The 7,140-nt window shown below is 65.0% G+C and carries 9 protein-coding genes; 6 read left to right on the forward strand and 3 right to left on the reverse strand.

The window, feature by feature from the left end:
• Positions 1-171 precede the first annotated feature (171 nt).
• From VKP01_RS02995 to VKP01_RS03015, 5 genes are all read left to right on the forward strand, one after another.
• Positions 172-381, forward strand: coding sequence for a cold-shock protein (locus VKP01_RS02995; protein ID WP_324410155.1), 210 nt, complete (start codon positions 172-174; stop codon positions 379-381).
• 128 nt (positions 382-509) lie between these two features.
• The gene (locus tag VKP01_RS03000; protein WP_324410147.1) at positions 510-731 is read left to right on the forward strand and encodes a hypothetical protein; all 222 of its coding nucleotides are present in this window, start codon (positions 510-512) and stop codon (positions 729-731) included.
• Positions 732-766: 35 nt separating this feature from the next.
• A complete protein-coding gene (locus tag VKP01_RS03005) occupies positions 767-1,147 on the forward strand; it encodes a DUF6481 family protein (RefSeq protein ID WP_324410148.1) in 381 nt (126 codons plus the stop codon).
• Between the two features lie 156 nt (positions 1,148-1,303).
• Positions 1,304-1,774: an ureidoglycolate lyase gene (locus tag VKP01_RS03010; RefSeq protein ID WP_324410149.1), complete on the forward strand. Its 471-nt coding sequence runs from the start codon at positions 1,304-1,306 to the stop codon at positions 1,772-1,774.
• Positions 1,775-1,875: 101 nt separating this feature from the next.
• Positions 1,876-2,403, forward strand: a complete 528-nt coding sequence (locus VKP01_RS03015; RefSeq protein WP_324410150.1) for a hypothetical protein — start codon at positions 1,876-1,878, stop codon at positions 2,401-2,403.
• 12 nt (positions 2,404-2,415) lie between these two features.
• Here the strand turns inward: VKP01_RS03015 and moaB are convergent, their stop codons facing one another.
• Entirely contained in the window at positions 2,416-2,970 is a 555-nt protein-coding gene (moaB, locus tag VKP01_RS03020; RefSeq protein WP_324410151.1) for a molybdenum cofactor biosynthesis protein B, read from the reverse strand.
• 116 nt (positions 2,971-3,086) lie between these two features.
• On the opposite strand from moaB, the gene VKP01_RS03025 reads away from it, so the two are divergent.
• Positions 3,087-4,295, forward strand: coding sequence for a DUF2336 domain-containing protein (locus VKP01_RS03025; protein ID WP_324410152.1), 1,209 nt, complete (start codon positions 3,087-3,089; stop codon positions 4,293-4,295).
• A gap of 2 nt (positions 4,296-4,297) precedes the next feature.
• Here the strand turns inward: VKP01_RS03025 and VKP01_RS03030 are convergent, their stop codons facing one another.
• A complete protein-coding gene (locus VKP01_RS03030) occupies positions 4,298-5,239 on the reverse strand; it encodes a 4-(cytidine 5'-diphospho)-2-C-methyl-D-erythritol kinase (RefSeq protein ID WP_324410153.1) in 942 nt (313 codons plus the stop codon).
• Entirely contained in the window at positions 5,232-7,004 is a 1,773-nt protein-coding gene (locus VKP01_RS03035; RefSeq protein ID WP_324410154.1) for a tetratricopeptide repeat protein, read from the reverse strand. The genes VKP01_RS03030 and VKP01_RS03035 overlap by 8 nt, the downstream gene beginning before the upstream one ends.
• Positions 7,005-7,140 lie beyond the last annotated feature (136 nt).

Genomic DNA, 7,140 nt, shown 5'->3' on the forward strand with positions numbered 1-7,140 from the left:
ATCACACGGCGCGACCTCTACCAACAGTGTCATCGATATTTGCTTGCTGAGCTTTGGTTATCGCGCGATTTCTGTCGCGCCCGGACGAACCTCCCTTTCAAAAATCGTTATCCTGAGCCGCAACGCGCTTCTGCGTGGCGGCGGTCACTCTATGCTATGAAAGGGATCGTCATGATCACCGGCACAGTTAAATGGTTCAATTCCACCAAGGGCTTTGGCTTCATTCAGCCTGACGAGGGTGGTGCTGACGCATTCGTCCATATCTCTGCCGTCGAGCGCGCCGGAATGCGCGAAATCGTCGAGGGCCAGAAGATCAGCTACGAGCTGGAGCAGGACAGGAAGTCCGGCAAGATGTCGGCTTGCAATCTGCAGGCTGCGTAATTCGGGATCAGCTCTCCTTTGACCACGGATGTACTGGCACTGTCGAGAGTATGAGACTGAGAGAGGTCAGGCATTTGCCTGGCCTTTTTTTATTGCCGCTCGTCTTCAGGCGAGCCGGAGGGATGATCATGTCGCAATATAGCAAGCCGCGCGAGCAGGCGGAGAGCGCCTTCACGAAGGTGCAATCGCAGTTGATGGCGCGAAACCGCGTCATTGAAGAAATCGACACGATGGCACAGGCGCGCGAGGACAAGACTTCGCGCTTGAAGAATGCCCGCCTCGCAAGGGAAGCGGATGACCGCACGCGGGCGACAGCCGCGCTCAAGTCGAAGCGGGCCATCAAGCCCTGAGCCCAGCCTGACCAGAATCGAAACGGAACAGAGACTTGAAGAACAAGAAAGACAACGACTTCGCTGATCGCCGCGGCGCCGCTGCCGAAGCGAAGGCCGCTCTGCTGAAGTCCTATCGTGCCGCAAAGGAAGCCGCCGAGCCGACCCGGCTCGCACGCGAGGCAGAACGCAAGGCTATCGCTGCGGCCAGGGAAGAACGGCAGGCGGAGAAAGAACGCCTGAAGCGCGATGAGCAGACGCGGATCGAGGCCGCTGCGACCGAGCGTCAGGCCGCCGCCGATGCTGCGGCCAAAGCCGAAGCTGAAGGCCGTGAGAAAGCCGAGAAAGACCGCGTCTCTCGCGTCATCGAGGATGAGGCCGCCCGAAAGGCCGCACGCGATCAGCGCTACGCAAACCGCAAGGCGCGACAGAAATAACGGCCTCGGCACGTCCTCCGGCCTGGGGGAAGGCGCGGGAGCAGACGATGAATTCCGCGATCGTCGGCGCCCGGCATGGAACCGGTCGGTTGCGCCGATGACGGGCACCTGTTCACACCCCTATACCCTCCAAAAATCCCCCGCTAAACTCCCCCCATGATCAAAGTCCAACCCCTCGACCCCGCCAGTTTCGCCCCCTTCGGCACCGTCCTGCGCGCGCCTGACGGGGCCGGGCGGGATTATTTCGATGCGGGGCTTTCCAATCTGCGCCCTGATGCGAAGCCGAGCCTGAGCGTTGCGCGCGTGGTCGAGCCTGTCGTGCTGCCTTTTGCGGTGAAGCTGATGGAGCGCCACGAATTTTCATCGCAGAGCTTCGTGCCGATCCAGGCCGCGCGCTGGCTCGTCGTGGTGGCGCCGCATGCGGCGGATGGCGGGCCGGATATCAAGCAGATGCAGGCTTTCATCGCGGGGCCGGATGAGGGGATCATCTTCGGCGCCGATATCTGGCACCACCCGCTCACCGTGCTCGACGGGCCCGGAAGTTTCGCCATCGGGATGTGGCGCGGCGGTGATGACGGCGATGAGGAATTCTTCGATCTGCCGGAGCCCGTCATCGTCTCGGGCTGACGGGGCGGGGCGCAACACGTGCGACTTTCGGCGCATGCGCGCGATTTGTGCAGTGCAGCACGAGACATTTGCGAAGCTTTGCTTTATATTTGCTGATGATGTTGAGCGCTCTTGTTCATTCCCGCGCCGGGCCCGAGGCCCTTGCCGCAACGCTTTCCGCCCTGGTCACCGGGGTGGCCGAGGGCGTCGTGGCGGATGCCGTGGTCATCGTCGAGCAGGAAAGCGAGGCGATCGATCTGATCATCGAGGCGACCGGCGCGCACCATGTGGTGATCGCAGCCGGGTCCGACCCATGGTCCGCCGGCGCCGCTTTGGCGCGGAGGGACTGGTTCATGTGCCTCGAAGCCGGGGACATTCCTCTGGAGGGTTGGATCGGCGCGGTCGATCGATTCGCCTTCATCGCCGAACGCGAGGGCTATCCGATCGGGCGGCTGGCGCGCCGGGCGCCGGATTGGCGGGAATGGCTGCGCGAGCGCGTCGGCCGCCTGTCGCGCGAGGTCCGCGCCGGCGACATCGTCCACCGTTCGCGGCTCGGCGGCGCGCACGCGAAACGCCTGCGCATCGCTGGTGTCGAGGCCCAGATCCTGCGCCAGCCTCAGCCCGATCGTGATTTCGCCGCAGCCGGGTGAGCAGTGGGCGCGTCAGGCGCCGCGCAATTTGCCGCGTTTGAGATGCTCATCGAGCCGGGGCATGATCTCGACGAAATTGCACGGCTGATGGCGATAGTCGAATTGCGGGCGCAAAATGCCGTCCCAGGCATCCTTGCAGGCGCCGGGCGAGCCGGGCAGCACGAAGATGTAGGTGGCGTTCGTCACCCCCGCCGTCGCGCGCGATTGCAGGGTAGAGGTGCCGATCTTATCATAGCTGATGCGGTGGAAAACGGCGGAAAACCCGTCCATCCGCTTCTCGAAAAGCGGCTCGATTGCCTCCGGGGTCACGTCGCGCCCGGTAAAGCCGGTGCCGCCGGTGGTGATCACCACCTCGATCGCCGGATCGGCGATCCAGGCCGAGACCTGCTTGCGGATGGCCTCGACCTCGTCGCGCACGACGGCGCGATCGGCGAGCCTATGGCCGGCTTCCCCGATGCGCGCGGCGAGCGTATCGCCGGAGCGGTCCTGCGAGAGATCGCGCGTATCGGAGACGGTCAACACCGCGATCGCGACAGGAATGAAGGGCAGGGACTCGTCGATCTTCATGATATACTCGACATTGCGTGAATTTTCCGACGATTGCGAAAGCAATTTTTAAGCAGAATGTAAACTTTCCCGGCGAGAATTCCAACGTCAATCGCATCCTTTCGGTGGTGCGACAGATGGACGATACAATGGAGCATGGTTCACAGCAGGATGACACGATCGAAAGCCGGCTCGAACTGCTCGTCAGGCAGGGCGGTGGCCATGAGGGTGCGTTCGACCTGCTCGTGGATGTGCTGATCGAGCGTGGCGCGCAGCTGCCCGATTCCCGCCGCGACGATTGCATGGATCTGATCATCGCGGTCGCGCCCTGTTGTTCGGCACGCACGATCGGCGAGGCGACGCGGCGCATGGCGCTGCACGAACACGCCCCGCGCACGCTGATCCTCGCCCTCGCCCAGCTCGCCATCGCCCGCGAGGCCCGTGAATCCGGGGAGAAGGCGCCGCCCGCCGCCGAGGCCCAGCCCGAGGACGAACTCACCCGGCTGATCACCGAAGCGCCGGCGGAGGCGTTGCGCGATCTGGCGCGTCGCGAGGATCTCCATGCGGGCGCCTGCGCCAGGCTCTTGCAGCGCGGCGACCAGGAAGCCATCGCAGTCTGTGCGCGCAACCGCAAGGCGCGCTTCGACCGTTCCGGTTTCGCCGAGGTCGCCGCCATGGCGGTCGAGGACGATGATATCCGTGCCGCGCTGTGCCACCGCTGGGATATTCCGGAAGACGACGTGGCGCGGTTCTGGGGGGCCTGTGTCGATCAGGACAAGGCGCGGCTGCTCGTCTCCGGATTCAGCGCGGATGAAGAGCCGCAACTCGACGACATGCCGCCGCTTGGCCTGAGCGATGAGGAGGAGGCGGTGCTCGAAACCGAGCGTCAGCTGGCCGAGCTGATACTCGAACATACCCGCCCCAGCTCGCTGCCGCGCGCCGCGCGCAAGCTCGCCGAAGCGGCGGGGATCGATGACGGGCTCGCCTTCGATCTGATCTGCGGCTCCTATGAGCGCGGGGTGGTGCTGCTTGCGCGCGCGGCGGGGATGGACGAATGGGCTTTTCTGAAGCTCGTCTGCTCGCGGCTCAAGCAGATCGCCTCGACAACCACGCCCCACCGCGCCTTGCGTCATTTCCGCGAATGCTCGCGCGAGGAGGCGCGCCGGATCCTCGCCAGCATCACCGATGTCAAATCACTGATCGCCCAGGAGCGGGCGGCGGCCAAAGCGGCAGCACGGGCGCAGGCGAAAGCTGCGCGAATTCGCAGCCTGCAGGGGTTGGAGCCGCTTGTGGAGAATGACGAAAAACCGGCCGAACCAGCGCAGCCCGTCGCAGCATCCGCCTGAACTTATTCCGCATCATCCCCGATCACCGTCGCGGCGATCCAGTATTCCGGATACCGCGCGCGTAACCGCGCGGCGGCTGCGTCGCGCGTCGCATCATCCGCAAACAGCGCAAAGACCGTCGCGCCAGAGCCGGACATTCGCGCGAGCAGGCAGCCGGGGCAGGCGGCCAGAGTCTCGCGCAGGGCCGCAATGGCCGGAGCGATGGTTTCAGCCGGGCCGGCGAGATCATTGCGCCCCGCCTTCAGCTGCGCGATCCAGCCGGCACGATCATGCGCAGTGGGCCAGGCCTCGCGCGCGGTGGGGAGCGCGCTATCCGTGTCACCCGGCGGCGTGAAACGCGCGCCCGGCGCGAGTGCGAGCCCGCGAAACACGTTCGGCGTCGGCACGGCGATCCCGGGATTCGCGAGCAGGGCCGGGAAGGCGGGCAGGGGGAGTGGTGGGCCGAGATCGGCGCCCGTGCCATACATCACCCGGCTGCGACCGGCGACACAGACGGGCACATCCGCGCCGATTTCGGAGGCTGCGCGCAACAGCGCCGGATGGTCAGGGCGAATACCGGCTCTGTCAGCAAGCAGGCGCAGCGCCGCTGCCGCATCGGCCGAGCCTCCGCCGATGCCGGAGGCGACCGGCAGATGCTTGTCCAGAATGAAACCGCCCGCCGGCAGATCCGGCAGGTGTCGTGAGAGGGCCGCCCGGGCGCGGGCGACGAGGTTTTCCGCCCCGGAGCCGCCGTCAGCCAGCACCGTCGCCATCGGCCCGGTCAGTTGCAGGGATTCGTCTGCATCGGACACGAAGGTGAGTTGGTCGCCGGTCCCTGCGAAGCTCACCAGACTTTCGAGATCATGATAGCCGTCAGCACGGCGTGCGCGCACATGCAGGATCAGATTGATCTTGGCGGGGGCGAAGGCACTTTGCCGCAGGCCCCGACCTTCGGCTTCAGCCACCCTCGCGCGCCTCGTCGGTCGCCTCAGCGGCGTCGCTCTTGCGTGAATCGGCCTCGACCGCATCGAGCCCGATTTCGAGCTTGCGTTCGATCATCTCGCGGTCATCCTCTTCGGGATCGTTGGCCAGAGCCCGCTCCCATTGGAACCGTGCTTCCAGCCGGCGCCCGACGCGCCAATAGACATCGCCGAGATGATCGTTGACGACCGGATCATTGGGCAGGTGCTCGATCGCGCGCTCCAGTTCGCGCACCGCATCCTCGTAGCGACCGAGCTTGAAATAGGCCCAGCCCAGGCTGTCGATGATGTGGCCGTCATTCGGGGCGAGTTCGATCGCCCGCTGGATCATGGTGTAGCCTTCCTCAAGACGAATATCCATGTCGACCCAGGAATAGCCGAGATAATTGAGGATCTGTGCCTGGCCCAATGGTGATGTTTCCGGCACGAGATCCAGCGCCTGCCTCAGATCCGCCTCCGCACGCTCCCATGCACCCATGCGCTCCAGCGAGGCGCCTCGGAAGAAGAACAGTGTCCAATCTCCCGGGCCCGGCTCCTCCAGGAGCGCGATCGCGCGCGTATAGGCTTCGGCGGCCTCCGGGAAATTGCGGCGCATGCGCTGGATATTCGCCAGAGCCACATGGGCCTCGCGGTTTTGCGCATCGCGCGTAATCAGCGCCTCGAGATGCGCGACGGCATCCGTCTTGCGGTCGAGCCGTTCGAGCAGCATCCCGATATCGACCTGTGCGCCGGAATGAAGTGGAGAAGCCGCCGGAATCGCATTGAAGGTTTCAATTGCCGCAGCGTATTGAGCGCGCGATTCGAGGAGTTCCGCGAGCGTCGCCAGCGCCATGTCATGGGCCGGAGCGAGGTGGAGCGCCAGACGCAGATAGATCAGCGCGATGAGATCGTCACCATCACTGATTCCCACCGAGCCGAGCCCGTAGAGCACTTCGGAGGCACCTTCATTCACACTTGACACAGCGCGAGGCAGGCTTTCGCCAGCCCGCAGTGCTTCGAGATTGGCATGGGCGATCGGGTGGCGTGTAAAGGCTTCCAGAAAACCCTCATAGGCGGCGATGGCTTCATCTGCACGGCCATCCCGTGCGGCGAAGCGGGCATAGGCATCGACGATGCTGAGTGCGCGCGGCTGCGCTTCCAGTGCCGCGGAAAAGCGCGTTCTTGCGGTATCGGCCTCCCCGAGAAAACTCGCGATCAGTGCACCATGATAGAGCCGAAAGATCTCGTAGCCCGCCTCACCTTCGAGCCTGTCGACGGTGAGCAATGCATCTTCTTCCAGCCTACTGCCCGCATAGGCCCATGCCCGCAGCAAGGTTGCCGTGAGATCGGCGGTGTTGCCGCGTCCGCCCGGTTCGAGGCGCGAGCGGGCCACGGCGAAGCGGCCCTCCCGGATATCGCCGACCGCCTGGGCCAGCTGTGCGAGGCTGTTGCCGGGATCGCTCTCGAGAATCCGCTCGGCAGCGCGCAGGGCATAGCTCATGTCGCCATCCGCCAGAAAGGCGATGAAGGCGTTTTCAAGCAGCGCCGGATCATCCGTCACCATGTCGAAAAGGCGGCGGTAGAAAGTGGCGGAGGCGGTGGTGTCTCCGGCGAATCCGGCGACATGGGCCGCGAGAAAGTTCCCCGCCACACTGCGCGCGGGGTAGGGGATCTCGCGCAGATCATCGAGACGCGGCGCTTCCGGCGCTGCCTGCGCCGATGCGGCGCCACCCCACGGGCCCGCATTGATCGTGACGGCAAGGGCGAGCATTGCGGCGCCCCGTATCAGGATCTGCATGAAAGGGGCAATGTGGTCAGACGGCTGGCGAGCGAACACGAGGGCGATAACTCCTTGGTTCCGGCGGTGCCGGCGCTGGGCATGACGGCCCTGAACGCCTCCCGCAGCG

Source organism: Saliniramus sp. (genome assembly GCF_035311605.1).
Taxonomy (GTDB): Bacteria; Pseudomonadota; Alphaproteobacteria; order Rhizobiales; family Beijerinckiaceae; genus Saliniramus.

Bases quoted from the DNA above. Each gene is read 5' to 3' on its own strand.
- VKP01_RS02995 (WP_324410155.1), top strand. From the start codon at position 172: ATGATCACCGGCACAGTTAAATGGTTCAATTCCACCAAGGGCTTTGGC.
- VKP01_RS03000 (WP_324410147.1), top strand. From the start codon at position 510: ATGTCGCAATATAGCAAGCCGCGCGAGCAGGCGGAGAGCGCCTTCACG.
- VKP01_RS03010 (WP_324410149.1), top strand. From the start codon at position 1,304: ATGATCAAAGTCCAACCCCTCGACCCCGCCAGTTTCGCCCCCTTCGGC.
- moaB (WP_324410151.1), bottom strand. From the start codon at position 2,970: ATGAAGATCGACGAGTCCCTGCCCTTCATTCCTGTCGCGATCGCGGTG.
- VKP01_RS03025 (WP_324410152.1), top strand. From the start codon at position 3,087: ATGGACGATACAATGGAGCATGGTTCACAGCAGGATGACACGATCGAA.
- VKP01_RS03035 (WP_324410154.1), bottom strand. From the start codon at position 7,004: ATGCTCGCCCTTGCCGTCACGATCAATGCGGGCCCGTGGGGTGGCGCC.